17 protein-coding genes and 1 tRNA gene are annotated in these 19469 nt (G+C 42.6%); 5 read left to right on the forward strand and 13 right to left on the reverse strand.

The genetic code is table 11. From position 1 onward, the window contains the following. Nucleotides 1-92: 92 nt before the first annotated feature. Nucleotides 93-1712, forward strand: coding sequence for a cryptochrome/photolyase family protein (locus FQ084_RS12540; protein WP_149490957.1), 1620 nt, complete (start codon nucleotides 93-95; stop codon nucleotides 1710-1712). A 78-nt stretch (nucleotides 1713-1790) separates the two neighbouring features. Here FQ084_RS12540 and FQ084_RS12545 read toward each other — a convergent pair whose 3' ends face one another. Continuing rightward, nucleotides 1791-2057: a hypothetical protein gene (locus FQ084_RS12545; RefSeq protein ID WP_149490958.1), complete on the reverse strand. Its 267-nt coding sequence runs from the start codon at nucleotides 2055-2057 to the stop codon at nucleotides 1791-1793. Between the two features lie 193 nt (nucleotides 2058-2250). Further along, entirely contained in the window at nucleotides 2251-3000 is a 750-nt protein-coding gene (locus FQ084_RS12550) for a DUF4230 domain-containing protein (protein ID WP_149490959.1), read from the reverse strand. Nucleotides 3001-3659: 659 nt separating this feature from the next. Here FQ084_RS12550 and FQ084_RS12555 point away from each other — a divergent pair. After that, complete coding sequence (locus FQ084_RS12555) at nucleotides 3660-5378, forward strand: proline--tRNA ligase (protein ID WP_149490960.1); 1719 nt, start codon at nucleotides 3660-3662, stop codon at nucleotides 5376-5378. A gap of 110 nt (nucleotides 5379-5488) precedes the next feature. Here the strand turns inward: FQ084_RS12555 and queF are convergent, their stop codons facing one another. From queF to FQ084_RS12575, 4 genes are all read right to left on the reverse strand, one after another. After that, nucleotides 5489-6346 carry an NADPH-dependent 7-cyano-7-deazaguanine reductase QueF gene (queF, locus tag FQ084_RS12560; protein WP_149490961.1) on the reverse strand — a complete coding sequence of 286 codons (858 nt, stop codon included), beginning with the start codon at nucleotides 6344-6346 and terminating at the stop codon, nucleotides 5489-5491. Nucleotides 6347-6446: 100 nt separating this feature from the next. After that, complete coding sequence (locus FQ084_RS12565; RefSeq protein WP_149491005.1) at nucleotides 6447-7220, reverse strand: ABC transporter permease; 774 nt, start codon at nucleotides 7218-7220, stop codon at nucleotides 6447-6449. A gap of 29 nt (nucleotides 7221-7249) precedes the next feature. Continuing rightward, nucleotides 7250-8212 carry an ABC transporter ATP-binding protein gene (locus tag FQ084_RS12570; protein WP_149490962.1) on the reverse strand — a complete coding sequence of 321 codons (963 nt, stop codon included), beginning with the start codon at nucleotides 8210-8212 and terminating at the stop codon, nucleotides 7250-7252. Nucleotides 8213-8570: 358 nt separating this feature from the next. Further along, on the reverse strand, nucleotides 8571-9236 hold the full coding sequence (locus FQ084_RS12575; RefSeq protein ID WP_149490963.1) for a c-type cytochrome: 666 nt from the start codon (nucleotides 9234-9236) through the stop codon (nucleotides 8571-8573). Nucleotides 9237-9607: 371 nt separating this feature from the next. Between FQ084_RS12575 and FQ084_RS12580 the strand changes: the two genes are divergently transcribed. Further along, nucleotides 9608-9684: transfer RNA gene (locus tag FQ084_RS12580), tRNA-Arg, on the forward strand. Nucleotides 9685-9917: 233 nt separating this feature from the next. Here FQ084_RS12580 and FQ084_RS12585 read toward each other — a convergent pair. Then, on the reverse strand, nucleotides 9918-10283 hold the full coding sequence (locus FQ084_RS12585; protein WP_149490964.1) for a hypothetical protein: 366 nt from the start codon (nucleotides 10281-10283) through the stop codon (nucleotides 9918-9920). 35 nt (nucleotides 10284-10318) lie between these two features. Between FQ084_RS12585 and FQ084_RS12590 the strand changes: the two genes are divergently transcribed. Next, nucleotides 10319-11119 carry an SIR2 family NAD-dependent protein deacylase gene (locus FQ084_RS12590; protein ID WP_149490965.1) on the forward strand — a complete coding sequence of 267 codons (801 nt, stop codon included), beginning with the start codon at nucleotides 10319-10321 and terminating at the stop codon, nucleotides 11117-11119. 99 nt (nucleotides 11120-11218) lie between these two features. Here FQ084_RS12590 and FQ084_RS12595 read toward each other — a convergent pair whose 3' ends face one another. The 4 genes from FQ084_RS12595 to FQ084_RS12610 form a co-directional block, all read right to left on the reverse strand. Next, nucleotides 11219-12217, reverse strand: a complete 999-nt coding sequence (locus tag FQ084_RS12595) for an adenosine deaminase (RefSeq protein ID WP_149490966.1) — start codon at nucleotides 12215-12217, stop codon at nucleotides 11219-11221. Between the two features lie 200 nt (nucleotides 12218-12417). Further along, nucleotides 12418-12942 carry a TPM domain-containing protein gene (locus FQ084_RS12600; RefSeq protein ID WP_149490967.1) on the reverse strand — a complete coding sequence of 175 codons (525 nt, stop codon included), beginning with the start codon at nucleotides 12940-12942 and terminating at the stop codon, nucleotides 12418-12420. A 62-nt stretch (nucleotides 12943-13004) separates the two neighbouring features. Next, on the reverse strand, nucleotides 13005-14213 hold the full coding sequence (locus FQ084_RS12605; protein ID WP_149490968.1) for a TPM domain-containing protein: 1209 nt from the start codon (nucleotides 14211-14213) through the stop codon (nucleotides 13005-13007). Between the two features lie 139 nt (nucleotides 14214-14352). Then, the gene (locus FQ084_RS12610) at nucleotides 14353-14985 is read right to left on the reverse strand and encodes a LemA family protein (RefSeq protein WP_149490969.1); all 633 of its coding nucleotides are present in this window, start codon (nucleotides 14983-14985) and stop codon (nucleotides 14353-14355) included. A gap of 984 nt (nucleotides 14986-15969) precedes the next feature. Here FQ084_RS12610 and FQ084_RS12615 point away from each other — a divergent pair. Next, complete coding sequence (locus tag FQ084_RS12615; protein WP_149490970.1) at nucleotides 15970-17520, forward strand: alanine/glycine:cation symporter family protein; 1551 nt, start codon at nucleotides 15970-15972, stop codon at nucleotides 17518-17520. A gap of 210 nt (nucleotides 17521-17730) precedes the next feature. On the opposite strand, the gene FQ084_RS12620 is transcribed toward FQ084_RS12615, so the two are convergent. Together FQ084_RS12620 and FQ084_RS12625 are read right to left on the reverse strand one after the other, a co-directional pair. Then, the gene (locus FQ084_RS12620) at nucleotides 17731-18339 is read right to left on the reverse strand and encodes a fasciclin domain-containing protein (RefSeq protein WP_149490971.1); all 609 of its coding nucleotides are present in this window, start codon (nucleotides 18337-18339) and stop codon (nucleotides 17731-17733) included. A gap of 338 nt (nucleotides 18340-18677) precedes the next feature. Further along, nucleotides 18678-19232 (reverse strand): fasciclin domain-containing protein, encoded by a 555-nt coding sequence (locus tag FQ084_RS12625; protein WP_149490972.1) that lies wholly within the window; start codon nucleotides 19230-19232, stop codon nucleotides 18678-18680. Nucleotides 19233-19469: the final 237 nt, after the last annotated feature.

Raw genomic sequence — 19469 nt, forward strand, 5'->3', positions numbered from 1 at the left:
TGGCAAATCCATTGCATCCAAAAACTTATCCTAGCATACTTTTATTCACAGTTTTGTTTATGATTGCGATTGATTAATATAGGAATAGTAGAATGTCTAAAACGGTCGCGGAAACGCCTCATCACACTGCTAGCAATAATACGACGAGCATAAACCCAGCTCATTATTTAATGTGGTTCCGTCGTGACCTGCGAGTTCATGATAATACGGCATTGGCAGCGCTTTGCGAGCGTGCAAATGAGAATAACGCATTAGTAAGTGCTATTTTCTTTATGACGCCTGAGCAATGGCACGCACATGATATGTCGCTCACACAGCTTGATCATATCGCCCGCACCTTACCTATCCTCGCAAAAAATCTGCACCAACAATTAAACATCACCTTAAACGTGCAGGTCTGCGCAAGATTTTCTGACTGCGTAGAGTCGTTAGACGCGCTATGTGCCGCAAATAATATCAGCACCATCATGGCCAATCACGAGTATGAAGGCAATGAGATTGACCGCGATAAGCAGCTAACCAAGCAACTGGCGAAAAATAATATTGCGTTTGTGCGCTGGCATGACCAATGTATCTTACCGCCGCAAAGCATTACCACCAACGATGGCGATAGCATGTATCAAGTATTTACGCCATTTTACAAGAAATGGCGGCATACCTTAGATGTTAGTAGCATGCAAATGCATGAGGCAGCAGCCATCCATCACAATAATGCCAATATAGAAAGCTCAAAACAGACGGTCAATACGATAGAAGCATTAAGCCAAAAAGTGGTTAAGGATTATCAGCAGTTATTAGCAAACAACGCCCAACTCAGTCATATTGATAGTAAGGCACAGCTTGACCATGCTCGGACTGCTTACCCTGCTGGTGAAGATGCTGCTTGCCAGCGTTTAAAGGAATTTATTGCTGATGATATCGATAACTACGATATAAGCCGCGATGTGCCAAGTTTACAAGCCACCAGTCAGCTATCAGCCTATCTTACCATTGGAGCGATTAGTCCGAGACTTTGTTATCTACAAGCGAGCGAAGCAGCAGAAAAACGACACGGTAATGATAGAGACACTCTTAATAACTCTGACAATAACGATATCAATCATTGGATAAGCGAGTTGGCTTGGCGAGATTTTTATCGTCATGTGCTAGTAGATAAGCCCGCACTTATCCGTCACAAAGCTTATAAAGAAGAGACTGATAGCAAGATTAATTGGTCGTATGATAATGATGATTTTCATGCATGGTGTACTGGTATGACTGGCGTGCCATTAGTGGATGCGGCAATGCGATGTCTGAATACGACCGGCTTTATGCACAATCGCTTGCGGATGGTCACAGCGATGTTTTTAAGCAAGGACTTACTGCTTGATTGGCGCTTAGGCGAGCGCTACTTTATACAGCAGTTGATAGATGGAGATTTTGCTTCCAATAACGGTGGTTGGCAATGGAGCGCATCTACAGGCACGGATTCTGCTCCCTACTTCCGTATTATGAATCCCTTTAGCCAAGCAAAGACCCATGATAGCGATGGCGAATTTATCAAGGCATGGCTGCCTGAGCTGAAGGAAGTACCTGCCAGCATCTTGCACAGCGAGGATAAGATGCGACAGGCATTAACAAAAGGTGGAAAGTTTGCTGACATTGATTACCCAGTACCGATGGTCGAACATAAAGCAGCACGCCAGTTAGTGATTGCTGAATTTAAAAGATAGCGTTGAGTTTAAAAACTGTAGTAAATTTAAAAAACAGTGCTGCTCAAACAGGGCCGCTGATAGTTTTGATAAAAAATACTAGCTGTCTATTTTCAACAAACGGATTTCCAACTCATTTTGCGTCACATTGCCAGTTTGCATTAAGCTACTTTGTGGCACCCTAGCCGCTCTATCCATATCTGAATTCGATATTCGCGTTTTAATCGTGTAGATGGCATAGATTAATAAGCTAAAGCTGATGATCAACAATACCCAAGTCGCAAACGACAGTGACTCTTTTGCTTTGGGTCGTTTGGTTAATTTGTGCTTCTCATGAGCAGAGGGCTGATTATTAGGAGTTGTCATATACGCCACCTCTTATATTATATGAGCTTATTTTATCGACAGTATTCATAAGGCTGTCGATAATCATAAATAAGTCCTGCTATATAATATAATAACCTTAATACCCGTCATTTCAAGCAACATTTATTAACTGACCAGCTATGCTTTAGGCTGCTTTCAGTAATGCTCTTAATTTCTCTCCTAATATTAAGCTTTAACCATTAGTCGTTGGCATCTGACACGCCCCTGCGCCTTGCGTAGTCACCGTAACCACGGCGCCAGTCAAAGCAAATAACTGCTGCAATTGTGTTTGTGCATTTTGGAGCGCCATATTCATCACATCACCGCGGCAAGCACGCTCAAGGACTTCTTTTTTCGCCATACTTTGCGCTTGTTGCAAAATCTTTGGATCGACTTGCATCATACCAAAAGCGCCCGTTTGCCAATCATAGATTTCAATATCATCTAGATAAACCGAAAATATCTCTGATGGTGGCAAAGTGATATGAATCTGAGGCATGATAGAAATGGGATTGTTGGCATCCGCGCTTTCAGCATTTTTTATAGCAGTCTCTATGGGCTCTATCACTTGCACCATCTCAGGCGTCAATGCACTCAAGTCAATCCCCGCTTCTACGCGCCCACGGGCGATGAACAAGCCTTTTTGCTCGTCTTGCCATAGCTTCATCCAACTACCAGCGCGCTGGCTAGTAATAACCGTATCGACACTAAATGCCACCGTCTCCAAACGATTCAATTTCTGAATTTGCATCACCACGCCTTCACGGGTGATGGTTTCTATCGGTTTCTCCTTAGTACTGTTTTGCAAACTATAAATCGCAAAAACAAGCGCGGCGAGACCGATAAGTAAAACTATCCATGACATCATCGCGATAGGTTTTCTCGCTTGCGGATGACTGCCATTGTTATTGCCCACGGGTGAGCGGTTATCAGAGTTGGTCATGTACACTACCTCAAGGTTTTATTATTTATTTTGATAAGTATATAATCGGTAAATATTACGCCCTTAATGCTATTTCTTTATAATGATTTCAAGAAGTTACTACCAATCCTCTACATAACTGACTTTTATTTATGACAAGACTATTTATATATTGAGTGATACCTAAAGATTTACAAATAACGCCATTGCATTAAATAACGTCGTGGTATGAAGTAAGCATTACTTTAGCGGTAATATTGTAAAGAGCAGCTTAATTTAGCAGCTTTATAGACGGCCTATTTTTCATGATATTGACGGGTTTATAGAGTGTTTGAGAGGAAAAAACAAAAAATCATTGCGTCTTAGGCGAACTTTACCTAACATAGCCAGATTGTATAAGCAAAATGTTGGCGCACCCCTATTTTTCTGGCTTATATGTCCAAAATATGACGTTGCCAACACGGACGTTTACGACAAAATGAAAAGTTTCAACCTTTTTACAAGGCGTTTTATGAACGCACTTTCTACTAACGTACTGTTTGTCGCAGTACTTTTTAGCTAGGTCTGTCCTAGACTATTACCAAGTGATAAAAGGTAAGCTGGCGTCGGCCATCAAAGCACACGCTTAATATCCTACTATTTCTTATTTATTTTATCGTTGATAAGGTTATGCTTTATTTATGAAAGCCAGTCAATTTTTGTTTGCCACGCTAAAAGAAACTCCCAGCGATGCTGATATCGCCTCAAGCCAATTAATGGTAAGAGCAGGTCTGATTCGTAAAATCGCCTCTGGATTATATATCTGGTTGCCGATGGGTTTGCGCGTGTTGCAAAAAGTCGAACGCATCGTTCGCGAAGAGATGCAAAATATCGGCGCTCAAGAAGTGCTTATGCCAATGACGCAGCCAGCTGAGCTGTGGCAGACGACCGGTCGTTTTGACGATTATGGTCCTGAGCTATTACGCTTTAAAGACCGTCATGATCGTGATTTCGTACTTGGTCCAACGCACGAAGAAGTGATCACCAATCTTGCCCAAGGTGAGCTGCGCAGTTATAAGCAATTGCCGATTACCTTTTTCCAAATCCAAGGTAAGTTCCGTGATGAGATTCGTCCACGTTTTGGCGTGATGCGTGCGCGTGAATTCACCATGAAAGACGCCTACTCATTCCACGTTGATCAAGCGTCATTGGCAAAGACTTACGATGATATGTATGACGCTTATACGCGCATCTTCACCCGTTTGGGTTTAGATTTCCGTGCGGTACAAGCGGATACCGGTTCTATTGGCGGTTTTGCTTCGCATGAGTTCCATGTATTGGCAGACAGCGGTGAAGATGATATTGCTTTCTCTGATTCTTCTGAGTATGCCGCCAACGTTGAGCTGGCGGAAGCGGTGAGCACTGCAGAACGTCAGCCTGCGACGATGCCTCGCGAGAATGTCGATACCATCGATATGCCAACCTGTGAGGCAGTCGCTGAATATTTAAATGTTCCGCTTGCCACAACGGTAAAAACTTTGATTGTGCAAGGTCATACTGCAGAAGGCGAGCCGCAGCTTATCGCTGTGGTATTGCGCGGCGACCATACGCTAAACACCATCAAAGCTGAAAAAATCGAAGAAGCCAATGTCCCTTTAACCATGGCAACGGAAGAAGAGCTAAAAGCAGCGGGTCTACATAAAGGTTATATTGGCGTTGAGCTTGATATTCCCGTCTTTGTTGATCGTGCAGCAGCGGCGCTATCGGACTTTGTCTCTGGGGCTAACGAAGTTAACAAGCATACCATTGGTATGAATTGGGAACGCGACGCTCATATCACCCGTATTGTTGATATTCGCAATGTTCATGAAGGTGATCCTTCTCCTGATGGTAAAGGCACGCTACAAATCAAACGTGGTATCGAAGTCGGTCATATCTTCCAGCTGGGTGATAAATACTCACAAGCGATGAATGCTACCGTATCTGGTGAAGATGGCAAGCCTGTCACCCTTATGATGGGTTGCTACGGTATTGGCGTAAGCCGTATCATCGCTGCTGCTATCGAGCAGAACAACGATGAAAATGGCATCATGTGGCCATCAACGCCAAATGTTAGTGATTCTTTAGCACCGTTTGAAGTCGCTATCGTGCCAATGAAGTCGAAAGAAGAAACGGTCATGCAAACCGCTACGGCATTGTACGAAGAGCTAAAAGCCCTTGGTGTCAATGTATTGCTTGATGATCGTAACGAGCGTCCAGGCGTTAAATTCGCTGACCTTGAGCTGATTGGTATTCCGCATCGTATCGTAGTATCTGATCGCAACTTGGCAGAAGACAAGTACGAATACGTCAATCGCCGTGATAGCGAAAAGCAATTACTCAGCCGTGATGAAGTACTAGCAAAAGTAAGCGGTAAATAGTTTTTCAATAAAAACTATGCCATAAAAAGCGCCTATCTTAGTGAATAAGATAGGCGCTTTTTTTTGGCTATAATTCGCTAAATATGATTAATCATTATTCACGCTTATATCTACTGACGAATCAAGCGACTAGGCACAGGCAATAATGCAATATCACTCACACGGCATGGATTGATATCAATACCACCTCGTCTTGTATACCAAGCACGAACCATGAGCGCACTTGGCTCATAATATTGGCTCAAATCAGCAAATATTTGCTCAACACATTGCTCATGAAAGCCATTATGCTGACGAAAACTTAAAATATAACGTAGCATTCCAGCCTCATCGACTGTTTTATTACTGCTAATAGAAACCGCCAATGTACCCCAGTCTGGCTGATTGGTCACCGGACAATTACTACGCAGCAGGTTAGAATAAAAGCTAAAAATTTTACCAGCTTCTTTTTCAGAACCTACTGAATCAGTTGCTAATAACGACGCATCAGGATGCAGCGTTAACGCGACTTTCTCGCTGCTATTCGCCAGTGCAGCATCAATACAAATGCCTTCAGGTTTTGCAATTAACAGACTTGACGTGTCATTCTCTAAACCAAACAACTCAACCTGCACCTCTGCCTGTACGCATGCTGATAAGTCTGTGGCAATCAGTGCTTGTACATCTTCCCAGCTAGAAAATTCAGTAAAATTAATACTGTTTAAATATAACTTTAGTGATTTTGACTCAACGATAAATGGCGAGCTGGCCGGCACACCGAAACGTGCAATGGCGACTTGCGAGAGTCCTTGCGGATTCAGCCAAGACATCTCAAAAGCCTGCCACCAGTCCACGCCCACTGCCAACTTGTCATCATGCCAGCCGATCGCATCGCGCCCCATGCTTCTTGCAATAGGATAAAGCGTCTCTGGACTATATTCAGTCGGATAGTCAGTGGTTTGCTCACCCAAGATACCATGAATACTCATTTGTCTTCCTAATATTAAACCATTAAAATTTTACCAAAATATTAAACTACCAATCGGGTACAGCAGGTCGTAAAAGCACTATCTTGTTAAATAGCAAGTACTACAAACGCACGCGTGAGCCATTGCTCAGTAGGCGATAGGCAATAGTATAGAATATCGCACAGAATACAAAAATAGCAGCCATCGAATACCAAACATTCACATCAGAATACCCTAGGATACCGTAACGGAACGAGTTTACCATGTAGACAATAGGATTCAACAACGAGATGTTTTGCCAAAATGGTGATAGATTTTCCATCGAGTAAAACACCCCACCAAGATAAGTAAGTGGCGTTAATACAAAGCTTGGAATAATAGAGATATCATCAAATGAGCGGGCAAATACAGCGTTAATAAAACCGCCGAGTGAAAATAAGATAGACGTACCCAGCACCGTAAATATCGTCACAAATAAATGCTCAATACCAAGCTCGGTAAAGAATAGCGCCACTATCGAGACAATAATACCAATCGCCAGTCCACGAAAGATACCACCACTAATATAACCCATCAAAATAGCATGCTTGGAGACTGGCGAAACCAACAGCTCCTCGATACTGGCGGTAAATTTGGCACTAAAGAAGCTTGAGACGACGTTAGAGTAGCTGTTGGTAATAATCGCCATCATAATCAAACCGGGCACGATAAACTGCATGTATGGCACGCCACCCATCTCACCGACACGTGAGCCAATCATCTTCCCGAAGATGACAAAATATAAGCTCATGGTAATGACTGGCGGCAATAAGGTCTGTGGCCAAATACGTAGAATCCGGCGAACCTCTTTTAGCAAGATAGTACGAAAAGAGATCCACTTCTTATTCCATGACATTGTTTTATTATGATCAATCATTTCCTGACTCATAATCCCGCCTCCTTCATACTGTCTGCACTCTGAATATTTTTGTCTACCAAGCGCATAAAAAGCTCTTCTAATCGATTGGCCTTATTACGCATACTTGCCACCGTGATACCTTGCTCTGATAACTGGTCAAAAACACCATTTAACGACTCGCCTTCTGTCAATGTCACTTCAAGCGTCTGGTCATCTGGTTGCGACAGTTCCGTCACTCCTGTCAGATCCAGTTGACGCGTAAGCGGCGTATTTAAATCAAAGACGAAGGTCTCAACCGATAGCTGCGCCAATAAGTCTTTCATTTCAGTATTAATACGAATCTCACCATGATCCAAAATTGCAATGCGCTTACACAGCTGCTCCGCTTCCTCTAAATAGTGAGTGGTCAAAATAATCGTGGTATTTTCTTCGATATTAATCTGCTGCATAAATTCCCACATAGAGCGGCGCAGCTCGATATCGACCCCAGCCGTTGGCTCATCAAGGATTAGCAATTTTGGTTTATGAATCAAGGCGCGGGCAATCATCAGACGACGTTTCATACCGCCTGATAGCTCGCGTGATTTACTGTCGCGTTTATCCCATAAACCAAGTGCCATCAGCAGCCTTTTTGCCCTTGGGCGTGCTTCTTTGGCAGGAATACCAAAGTAACCCGCTTGGGTAATCAAGATATCTTCAACTTTTTCAAACTGATTAAAATTAAATTCTTGCGGCACTACCCCAAGGTATTGCTTGGCAATCGAAGGATTTTCTAACAAATCTGTGCCAAAAATCTTGACGCTACCGGTCGTAGGCTTAAATAACGAGCTAATAATGCCAATCATCGTTGATTTACCAGCACCATTTGGCCCAAGTAGCGCAAAAAAACCACCCTGTGGGACGGTTAAACTGACATCTTTAAGTGCCGAAAACCCATTAGCGTAGGTTTTGGATAAATTCTGGATAGCAAGTGCTGGTACCTCAGACATGAATACCTCTTTATTGGTTATAAATTTATATGAACAGCGATTTTTAAAGTATGTTTTTTAGAATACTAGTATCTAGAAGAGACAATGTAATGTCATCAAATGAGGCTGCTAATGATAAATTTCAACTGCACCACACTAGAAGCATCATATTGATAATACTCATCATTAAAAAAGCGCCTACCTCATTAAATGAAATAGGCGCTTTATCCATGCGTGCGGTAAAGTGCTAGATAAAATCTTTATCAAAAATCATGCGGGAACATTTAAACTGGGCGGCTATCAAACCATTTACCTAACCTAAACCAGCAGCAATGCCAATGAATCCAAAAACAGACGATTATCTAACGACCAATAAAAGCTAGCTCGCTTGCTCAACCATATAGTCAACCGCGTTTTGCACTTCTTCATCAGGAATATCTGCACCACCTTTAGCAGGCATGGCGTTGAAGCCATTGATGGCATGCGTATATAAGGTATCTTTGCCTTTTGAGATACGTGGTCCCCAAGCACCAGCATCACCTAACATAGGCGAGCCAAGTAAGCCTGAAGCATGACAAGTTTGACATACAGCACTATAAACTGCTTTACCATCACGAGGGCCATCGCCCGCTGCTGGACCAGCAGAACGCGCCGTCACGTCACACACTTCGTCATCTTCAAAGCATACTTTGGCAACAGGCTGAATACGAGCAATCAAGTTAGGATACAAAGCAATCAGCTTTTGTACTTGCGGCGTATCTTGTGGAATGGGCTCTTCAACTGCGGCAGGTGCTGCTGCCGTTGCTTCAGCAGGCGCATCGGCGTTGGCTGCGTCTGCAGTGGCATCAGTAGCTGCCGCATCGGTAGTATCTGCAGCGGCTTGGGTATCGTCACCCAACTTTTGAGGCGCGTTTTCGACAACGGCTTGCCCTTCTGCGACATCAGATACGGTTACGGGAGTGTCTACAACACTTTCAGCTTGGCTCACAGCGATACTAGCGATTCCTAGAATGGCAGCTGCCGATAACATAACTACTTTTCTCATTCGTCACGTTCTCTTATTGCGTATACAAGGGCCGACATGGCTTAGACATTCTGTCTGTCCTCCTTTGACAACCAAACAGCTATCAATAGCAAACAGCCATCCCGCATGCAGGCGCGCTTGTAATCGGTGATTATAAATATGAATTCTCCCTGACATTATAAGGGAAAAGACAGGTAGATTGCCATGCCTGTTTGCTGACTATGGTGTTTTTTCTTAAAAAACCTCGATAGCCACCTTCATTCGTTGGCTTTATGGCTTTTATTTGTTAGACTAAGCGGTCTTAATTTTTAGACGCCACGTAGTTCTAACTGTGGCTAATTACCCTTGTTCATACACGGTGTTAGTTAGTACAGTTTTAGTCAGTAAATTATGCGCTCGTAGCTCAGTTGGATAGAGTATCGGTCTCCGAAGCCGAGGGTCGTGGGTTCGATTCCCGCCGAGCGCACCAATCATCATGAATGATATTTTACCTTTGCCTAGTGTTCATTCTATAACTTAAATTTTCATATTATTCACTATATACCTATATAAATAAATACCCTACATTAGGAGATAGTCTTGAATATTTTGTACATAGTTGCATTATTTTTTGCATCTGTGTTTTGGGTAGCAGTGATCTTCTGGCTTTTATTAAAACGATAAGCAATCAAATCAATGTTATAAAGCCTCGCTTAACCTATCCTACTCTGCATCTTGTAAATTAGCGGTAAGCTGAGCACGGCTGGGTACACGGTGATAATTAATCACGGGTACGTCGCCCAAACGGCGCTGACCGACAGCAACTTTTTTATCTATCGTAATCATGGCAAGTTTTTTATGGTGCTTGCTGATTAGCAAATGATTGCTCTTACGGCTTACACGATAGTCAGGAAAATACTGCTGTACCAGCTCTGAGGTTTTGTGCAGCGCATCATTCATCGATGTTTTTTCGCCTTGTGACTTTACACTGTCGTTATCAGCGCCTTTAGGGGTGCGCGATTTTGCTAGTAACCATAGTCCAACCACGACTGCTAGTAATATGACAAGCCACCACATTCCATCTATCATAGAAGTCTCTATCCATTCTTCATAAGGGTTAGGTCATGTTAGCAGAATTATCATCAGCGTTAATAGCAGAAGTCGAACGTGCTGCCAAACTACTGGGCGCAAAACAGCATATTTGTATTTTAACAGGCGCAGGAATTTCCGCCGAAAGCGGTATCCCCACTTTTCGAGATAAGCAGACAGGCCTATGGGAAAACTATGGTGCTGAAGACTTGGCGACACCAGAGGCTTTTACGCGCGACCCAAAGCTGGTTTGGTCATGGTATCAGTGGCGCAGACGAGTGGTTGCGGATAAAAAACCGAACCCTGCCCATGATGCCTTAGCACAGTGGCAGTACCATACTCAATCATCTGGTCAGAAAGTAACGCTTATTACCCAAAATGTCGATGATTTACATGAGCAGGCTGGCAGTACCGTTACCCATCTACATGGACACTTATGGCGCAATCGCTGTAGCCAATGCGAGATACCCTATCAGAACAAGTCTAAGGGATCATATAGCAGCGCAGACAGCATGGATTATAGCGAGGCACTGATTAGTTGCCCGCATTGCGATGGCTATATCAGACCAGATATTGTTTGGTTTGGCGAAGCGTTGCCTGTAGAGGCATGGGAGACGGCAGAAGAAGCGGCTGCTAACTGCGAAGTCTTTATCAGTATTGGTACATCCAGTCTCGTCTACCCTGCTGCTGGACTGGCACAGCTAGCAAAAGAAAATGGTGCCGAAATTATCGAGATAAACACAAATCCGACACCCAATACTATCGTGGATATCACCTTAGCGGAAAAAGCGGGGATGGTAATGCCGTTATTAATCCAAAGAATCACTGCGCTGTAGTCGATTGACCCTAAAAGAATGGCAGTTGAAAAAAGAAAAGGCTTGACGATTTATACCAACCGTTAAGCCTTTACGATTAAGTTTTTATGCCATCAGTGCTTATCGCAGAGCGAGATCAACTTTCGCTAAGTATTCCTGTTTTAACGCATCGCTGATAAATGATGAGTGAAAAGAGTTCCTAACCAAAGTAATGATATCGTTTTCCGTTAGCGGCAGGTTTTCACATAGATTGATAAAGTTTTGATTGATATAGCCCTTAAAATAGGCAGGATCATCGGAATTGACACTAACATTGAGACCATAATCTAACAGCGCTTTGATATTATGCGCTTGATAGCTGTCAAAAACTTTGAGTTCGATATTGGAGTTTGGGCAAACCGTCAGCGGCATTTGCTCTTCTTTTAGGCGTTGCATCAACGCTGCACTTTTTATCGATTGCACCCCATGGTCAATTCTGTTGATATCTAATAAGTCTAATGCCTCATAAATATACGAAAAGTCCGCTTCTTCGCCAGCATGAGCAACCAACTTAAAGCCCGCTTCTTTGGCTTTTTTAAAGACCTCTTTAAACTTAGCAGGTGGATTACCCAATTCCGAAGAATCAAGACCGACACCGATAATATCATCCTTAAACGCCAGCGCTTCTTCTAATGTTTCAAACGCGTCTTCTTGCGATAAATGCCTTAAAAAACACATGATAATGCAAGAGGTAATGCCATATTGTGCTTTAGCATCAGCGAGTGCCTCTTTGATACCCGTAATAACGGCTTCAAAAGGTACGCCTCTTGTGGTGTGCGTTTGCGGGTCAAAAAATATCTCAGTATGAATGACATTGTCTTCTACACACTTAAGGATATATTCCCACGTCAAATCATAAAAATCGTCTTTGGTCATCAGGACATTGGCGCCCGCATAATAAATGTCTAAAAAGGTTTGTAGATTGGTAAAGTTATAGGCGCGGCGTACATCTTCGATGTCATTATAAGGGATGTCTATATTATTCTTTTTCGCCAATCTGAACATGAGCTCCGGTTCTAATGAGCCTTCAATATGCAAATGCAGTTCTGCTTTTGGTAATTTCTTTATTAATTCAATCATAGTGTTCCAGTAATGGCTTTTACAAGCGCTGCTTTTGTCAGCGTTGTTTATCTTTAGAAGCTGTATTATATTTCAATTAGCCATAAAACCCTATAGACAAACACCGAACCATTGCATTCAGCTGTGAATACCACTTTATAAAGGTTACTTGATAAAAGCCAATTCAAAAACACTGTGTTAAAAACACTATTCCAAAAACGTTACTTTAAAAATACCACGGTATCAGACAGCTCATTACCAGCGGGATCATTCCCAAGATGATAATACTGACGCAATAACTGACCTACCTCATCTAACAGCTGTGCTAAGCTTTCTTCGGTTTTTTGATTGGCAATACTTGAGACCGCTTTTTCGCACATAGCACTCCACACGGTCGGACTCACGTGCGTGCTGATACCGCGATCAGCGACGATTTCTAGCTTATGCTCGCAGATATTGACGTAGATTAAAACGCCGGTATTTTCTTCCGTATCCCAAACGCGATATTCGCTAAACAAATCAATCGCACGGTCACGACAATCCATATGATAAGCATCTTGGATAGGTAAGTGATTTTCAATAATTAAAAACACCTCCCCGCGATGGCCACGCTCAGCCAGCCGCACCTGCTCTGTTAGCCGAGCTTTAGCGGCTGGGGTCAGCCATTTGCTATGCAGCATAGGGACAAACAGTACTTGACGCCACCAACGAGCAAAACTTGCCTGCGACGAATTGCTTTTTACCATTATATTATTTCCTCAAGTACGCCATTACTGGCAGTCATCTAATGTCTGAACCCAACAAGCTGTTACCAAGAGCCGCCTGCACCACCGCCGCCAAAGCCACCACCACCGCCGCCGAAGCCGCCACCGCCAAAACCACCGCCGCCGAAGCCGCCACTACCGCCACCCATACCCGGTAAGAACACCATGCCACCGCCACCGCGTCCTCCACGACCGCCGCGCCCGCCACCTGAACCGCGAGAAATTAAAAACAGCCATAGAAATATCGCCATAATTAATGTCATAAAGAAACCGCCGCCCAATGCCAGTGAGCCTGCAAAGAAACCGCCCGCGGTCAGAATAGAGCCAAATATGCGCCCAAAGATACTGGTAATAAAGCTTCCAAATATCATTGCCATCACGAATAAAAATACTGGCGATGGGTTTTCACCAATATCACTTTGGCTTTGGCTGCGTTCAGCCGCTTGCGCATCAGCGCGCGCTAACACTTCAGGGTCAGCAGTCAGACGCGTTTGCAGAGCACCAACGCCGGCCAATATCCCAGCGCCATAGTCATTTTGCTTAAATAGCGGTGTGATATCTTCACGGATAATACGGTTGACCGCAGAATCGGGCAACACCCCCTCTAATCCATAACCAGTTAAAATATACATATCGCGGTCATTGACGGCAACGACCATCAGCAAACCATCATCAATGTCTTTATTACCAAGCTGCCATTTTTCTGCAACCTGTAACGCATAATCAAATATTGGTATGCCATTGGTCGTCGGGACGATGACAACCGCTGCTTGCGCCAAACCTTGCTGATAAATGCTTCTAAGCTGCGCCTCTAAGCGTTGTTTTTCTTGCGGGTTTAAGATATTGGCTTGATCAACAACGGGTGAATTCAGTATCAGCTTATTGGCATCGACACCTTTAGCGCTTGACTGTACAGGCGGCTTAGCGGATGTTCCCGCTCGTGTCCCTGCTGCATTTTCGCTACTGCCCTTAGTAGCGTTTGCCGCATTGGGGTTAATAGCATCATTACCAAGAATGGCCTCATTAATCGCTTCGTTACCTAAGACCGCATCATTGATGGCTTCATTAGACTCTGCAGCTTTTGCAATAGCCACCAATTCCTCGACACTACGATTTTGCATATCCGAGGCACTATCGGTAGCGACAGCAATATTATTATTAACATCGGCATTGGAAGCAGCATGCAACACAGAGCCACTAGCAATGCCTAATGTGAATAATAATGCGGATAAGAGTGCTTTTGAATTATTCATCTAATCTATACCACCTCAAATAACATCTGTACTAAATCAATGGCTGCGAAACCAAACTAACTACTGCAAAGCAGCGGATAAAGATTCGTTTGATAGATAAAATCAAAGAAAACTCCTCTTTATCCACCCTAACTTTACCTTACTGAGCCGTCTTCGCATTGTCATTACCGAAGTTAACACTTGGCGCAGTCGATATTTCTGTCTCATTAGCCACGCTAAAGTTTGGCTTTGGACCCATACCGAATACTTTGGCGGTAATGTTGGTTGGGAACTGGCGCACAGTGGTGTTATAGCCCTGAACTTCTTGGATATAACGGTTGCGAGCAACGGCAATACGATTTTCCGTACCTTCAAGCTGAGCCTGTAAATCTTGGAACAAGGCATCTGACTTTAGCTCAGGATAACGCTCAGAAACTGCCATTAGGCGTGATAGCGCCCCAGTCATCTGGTCTTGGGCGGCGGCATAACGTTCCATCGCTGCAGGGTCATTGAGCAGCTCTGGCGTAATAGTAATACCACCAGCTTGTGAGCGCGCAGCAGCAACCTGAGTAAATACTTCTTGTTCTTGCTTAGCATATTGCTGCACAACTTTGACTAAGTTTGGCACCAAGTCCGAACGGCGCTGATATTGGTTGACGACTTCCGACCATGAAGCGGTGACTTGCTCGTCTTGCGCTTGCAGATTGTTATAACCACAACCTGTCAAACCAATGGTAGAGGTGGCTAATACAGCTGATAGCAACATAGGTTTTACAATAGATTTACGTGTCATCGTTGACTCTCCTAAGAATGATAAATAACAAACAAGACGTTTTTTAAGCGCTTTTTTAATCATACACATTTCTATAGACTTATATGTCGTCCTCTACAAATGTGTCGCCTATAATATATTGTGCTAATAATGGCGCTATCATGTTACTTTTACAATTCATCGTTACCAAAACACAACCGCAAAAGCACAGCGCCTAGCAAGAGCCTTTGCGCATTTTCAAGGATTTCTTGTTCCATTAATCCTTACTATATTTTTAGCAATATTCAAAAAATGGTTAAAAAACCATGACAAACAAAGGATTCTATCAAGCTCTATCATGAACTAAGGATGAATAAACGCTATATATGAACGTTCTTATAAAGAAAATTCTAGTAATTAACTGAAAAATATGGCAAATTGCAGTTACGTAGCCGTACGGTTTGAATACATTTGGTAGTGGACTTATTATCTTTTTGATACTAGCAAGTTGCTAATACCTTCTTAAAAAGGATTAGTAGGTAGACAGAAGCCTGCTATTTCATACTACTATACAGATGTGGCCTACCAATATGGCTCATAGCAAGTTGATTGCCATCACCTCGATGATGGATATTTAATATTATAACCGCCTGTCTTATCCGCTGCTCTACTTATAACGGCTCCAATATCTATGATGTGATGACAGACTATCGTCATCAGTCAGCAACAAGATAGAGAAAAAATAGCAACCGTTAATCATTTATTACCATATATAAGCAAATCGCTTTGGTGAATAGTTAACACTGATAAACGTTTGCCTATGGTTAATAGTAATAATAATCCAAGCGGATAAAGACAGACAACTACAGTCCATTCTTGGTGGCTATGCACATATGAAGCTTAAAAGATAATTTTAAGTCTATGCAAACAATTTAAGTGGTTAGCATTAATAAGGATATTAAATCGCTAGCTCACTCTTTGTATCTTCATATCTAGTCATTTTGAGACAGTTGAAGGAATAGATATATGGAAGGTTTAGTCAATTTAGTAAACGGAATTATCTGGAGCCCCGCATTAATTTACTTATGCTTGGGCGCCGGTCTATTTTATTCCATCATGACGCGCTTTGTACAAGTACGTTTATTCGGTGAAATGATCAAATTGCTATTTACTGGTAAATCTAGTGAACAAGGCATTTCATCGTTTCAGGCACTTGCCGTCTCGCTTGCTGGTCGTGTGGGTATGGGTAACATCGCAGGGGTAGCAGCTGCTATCGGCTTCGGTGGTCCTGGTGCTGTATTTTGGATGTGGGTTGTAGCCTTCTTAGGCGCTTCTACTGCCTATGTTGAATCTACACTGGCACAGATTTATAAAGAAAAAGATGTGATTACTGGCGAATATCGTGGTGGCCCTGCCTATTACTTTGAACGTGCGCTTGGCCAAAAATGGTACGGTATCCTTTTCGCAATCGCTTCTATTTTATCATGTGGTATGTTCTTACCTGGTGTACAGGCGAATGGCGTTATTAGTGCTTTTGCCCAAGTCATGGGTGAAGGAACTATCATGAATGTGGCAGGATTAGAAGTCGGCTCTATGCGTCTGGTCGGTCTCGCTATCATTTTGGTAATCCTAGGTATCATCATCTTCGGTGGTATTAAACGCATTGCAACCTTTACTGAGTACGCCGTTCCGTTTATGGCAATCGGTTATATTTTGTTAGCCTTAATTATCATGTTCAGTAATTTCAGTTTGATACCAGATGTATTTGGTTTGATTATCGGTGATGCATTTACTGCACAAGCGGGTTTTGGTGCGGCAATTGGTTGGGGTGTAAAACGTGGTATTTACTCTAATGAAGCCGGTCAAGGTACAGGTCCTCACGCTGCTGCTGCTGCTGAAGTCCAGCATCCATCACAGCAAGGTTTAGTACAAGCATTCTCAGTTTACGTTGATACGTTACTGGTTTGTTCTGCTACCGCATTTATGATTCTGTCTACTGGCATGTATAACATTCAAGGTACGTTACCAGATGGTCAGTTCATTCTACAAAATGTAGCTGCTGCTACTGAAATTAATTCACCAGCCTTCACACAAATGGCAATGCAATCAGTATACGGTACTTTTGGTAATGTGTTTATCGCAATCGCTGTATTTTTCTTTGCCTTTACAACCATCTTGGCTTACTACTATATTGCGGAAGTTAACGTTACTTATTTAACACGCTTTATCGGTCGCGGTGCTCATAAAACAGGTCTTTTCTTAGCTAAAGTCTTAATCATGGTGATGGTTGCCTACGGTGGTCTTAACTCAGCAGGCTATGTTTGGGCTATTGGTGATATCGGTGTTGGTCTTATGGCTTGGCTGAATATCGTTGGTATCTTGATTATCTTCTTTGTGGCTCGCCCAACGCTTACTATGCTTAGAGACTATGAGTCGCAACTTAAAGCTGGCGTGACAGAATATACTTTTGATCCAGCAAAATTTGGTATCAAAAACGCCCCTTATTGGGAAGAGCGTCATTTGAAACAGCAACAAAAAATGGCAGCACAAGACCCACTACATAAAGAGCATCGTTAATCCTCTTTAAAGTGTGTGCTTACTCGCCAATGTATGAAAAAGCCCGAGACCATCGTCTCGGGCTTCTTTGTTCGCATGATTTTGACATGAAGATATTTAAATATAAAGTATTGAAGTATTTTGCGATAAGTCAGTAGATACAAAGAAGCCTAGCTCTGCGGCTAGGCTTCTTAGAGACTATCTAATATTAGTTACATGGATAAAATAAGCTTATTTAGGCAATAATACAGTATCGATTACATGTACTACACCGTTGGTTGCCATCATGTCAGTTCCAGTGATGTTTGCTGTATTACCGCTTGCATCAGTAATAACATTGGCATCGCTAATCATGATGGTTTGACCATTGACCGTTTCAATAGCGGTGTTATAAGGAATGTCAGCGGCTTTTACGACCATAGGAACAACATGGTACGGTAGTACACTTTTTAGCAAATCAGTATTAGCCAATAACTCTTCTTTAGTCACATTCAACTTGGTCAATACCGCAGCAAATGCTTCGTCAGTAGGTGCAAAGACAGTATATGTGCCTGCGTCCATCATCATCGTATCAAGACCAGCAGCTTTCAATGCAGCAGTTAGTATTGATAAATCTGGGTTGGCGGCAGCAATTTCAGCAATACTTTGTGTCGCTGCTGCTTCAGGCATAGACGCTGCATCAGCTTCTGCGACTGCTTCAGGAGCGACTTCTGGTTCTACGGCCACATCAGTGGTTGCTTCTGGCTCAACCGGCTCCGTTACTGCTTTTTTATCATCACAGGCTGCTAGTGACAGTGCAGCAGTAACAACGGCAATAGATAGTAGGCTTTTCTTTAACATAGTACATTCCTTTGAGGTAGATAACTATTAAATACGGGATAACTTAAAATATAAACGATGAAAAGATGGCTTATAAACGATATTCTCAAGATAATTTAAGGCTCTTCTAACTCAGCTACGCTTATAGTTAGCTAACATCTTAACTGATTTATTTTTAATTCATATATTCTTAGGTAGTAACACTGTGGCAATAACGTATATAACACGCGTATTTCGTATTTTGTTTTATAACTAAATATAAAGCTGCTTACGACAGCTTCATATCTAGTTGTTCGACAATCAAACCATGCTTTATTCAAAACGGTAATAACATAGCTTTAAAATTTTCTTCTACTATATTATTTAGGCAACAATACTCTATCAATTACATGTACGACGCCATTACTAGCAGCGATGTCTGTTTTTAGGATATTGGTTGTGCGCCCATTCTCATCCATCAATTTACCTTGCGCAGTCACCATCAGCGTATCTTTGCTTAGCATCATCACATTGCCTGGCTTAACATCTTTTGCGTACACTGGAGCAGCACCGTTAATCACGTGATAGCCTAAAATTTTGGTCAATAAGGGCTTATTGGCAAAAAGTTGTGCTTTGGTCATGCCAGTTTCTTGTAGCACTTGCAAGAATGCAGCATTAGTTGGAGCAAAAATTGTATAGTGAGCATTAGGGTTAGACAGCGCGCCCGCTAAATCAGCGGCGACAACGGCTTCTACCAGTAGAGAAAAATCAGGATTACTTTGAGCGATTTGTACCACATTCACTTTTGCCATTGGCTGACTGTGCATTGGCGCTTTCATGGCAGAGGTTTTAGTGGGCATCATATTATTACAGGCGCTAAGACCCGCGATAGAGAGTGCCAGTGTGCCAAGGGTAGCGATTTTGAGAATTTTCATAATATTATCCTTAATGATTGAATATCTATAACTTATTGAATTTTACGACGGTCTTACGGGTTAGATTGTCTTTCCTTAGAACCACTGTGTATAGCTCTCGCTAACTTTTAGCCTTTAGACACTCGTATTTAATAACCTGTTGTTAATGACGACTCCTTACAATCTGTTGTCATTAACTATTCTCAATAACGCTCAAGTTGTCAATCACGCGCGTATAAAAACCATTAGCATTAACTA

Origin of the sequence: Psychrobacter sp. ANT_WB68 (assembly GCF_008369115.1) — a bacterium.
Taxonomy (GTDB): Bacteria; Pseudomonadota; Gammaproteobacteria; order Pseudomonadales; family Moraxellaceae; genus Psychrobacter.

Coding starts and splice junctions, on each gene's coding strand:
- FQ084_RS12540 (WP_149490957.1), top strand. CDS start 93: ATGTCTAAAACGGTCGCGGAAACGCCTCATCACACTGCTAGCAATAAT.
- FQ084_RS12545 (WP_149490958.1), bottom strand. CDS start 2,057: ATGACAACTCCTAATAATCAGCCCTCTGCTCATGAGAAGCACAAATTA.
- FQ084_RS12550 (WP_149490959.1), bottom strand. CDS start 3,000: ATGACCAACTCTGATAACCGCTCACCCGTGGGCAATAACAATGGCAGT.
- FQ084_RS12555 (WP_149490960.1), top strand. CDS start 3,660: ATGAAAGCCAGTCAATTTTTGTTTGCCACGCTAAAAGAAACTCCCAGC.
- queF (WP_149490961.1), bottom strand. CDS start 6,346: ATGAGTATTCATGGTATCTTGGGTGAGCAAACCACTGACTATCCGACT.
- FQ084_RS12565 (WP_149491005.1), bottom strand. CDS start 7,220: ATGTCATGGAATAAGAAGTGGATCTCTTTTCGTACTATCTTGCTAAAA.
- FQ084_RS12570 (WP_149490962.1), bottom strand. CDS start 8,212: ATGTCTGAGGTACCAGCACTTGCTATCCAGAATTTATCCAAAACCTAC.
- FQ084_RS12575 (WP_149490963.1), bottom strand. CDS start 9,236: ATGAGAAAAGTAGTTATGTTATCGGCAGCTGCCATTCTAGGAATCGCT.
- FQ084_RS12585 (WP_149490964.1), bottom strand. CDS start 10,283: ATGATAGATGGAATGTGGTGGCTTGTCATATTACTAGCAGTCGTGGTT.
- FQ084_RS12590 (WP_149490965.1), top strand. CDS start 10,319: ATGTTAGCAGAATTATCATCAGCGTTAATAGCAGAAGTCGAACGTGCT.
- FQ084_RS12595 (WP_149490966.1), bottom strand. CDS start 12,217: ATGATTGAATTAATAAAGAAATTACCAAAAGCAGAACTGCATTTGCAT.
- FQ084_RS12600 (WP_149490967.1), bottom strand. CDS start 12,942: ATGGTAAAAAGCAATTCGTCGCAGGCAAGTTTTGCTCGTTGGTGGCGT.
- FQ084_RS12605 (WP_149490968.1), bottom strand. CDS start 14,213: ATGAATAATTCAAAAGCACTCTTATCCGCATTATTATTCACATTAGGC.
- FQ084_RS12610 (WP_149490969.1), bottom strand. CDS start 14,985: ATGACACGTAAATCTATTGTAAAACCTATGTTGCTATCAGCTGTATTA.
- FQ084_RS12615 (WP_149490970.1), top strand. CDS start 15,970: ATGGAAGGTTTAGTCAATTTAGTAAACGGAATTATCTGGAGCCCCGCA.
- FQ084_RS12620 (WP_149490971.1), bottom strand. CDS start 18,339: ATGTTAAAGAAAAGCCTACTATCTATTGCCGTTGTTACTGCTGCACTG.
- FQ084_RS12625 (WP_149490972.1), bottom strand. CDS start 19,232: ATGAAAATTCTCAAAATCGCTACCCTTGGCACACTGGCACTCTCTATC.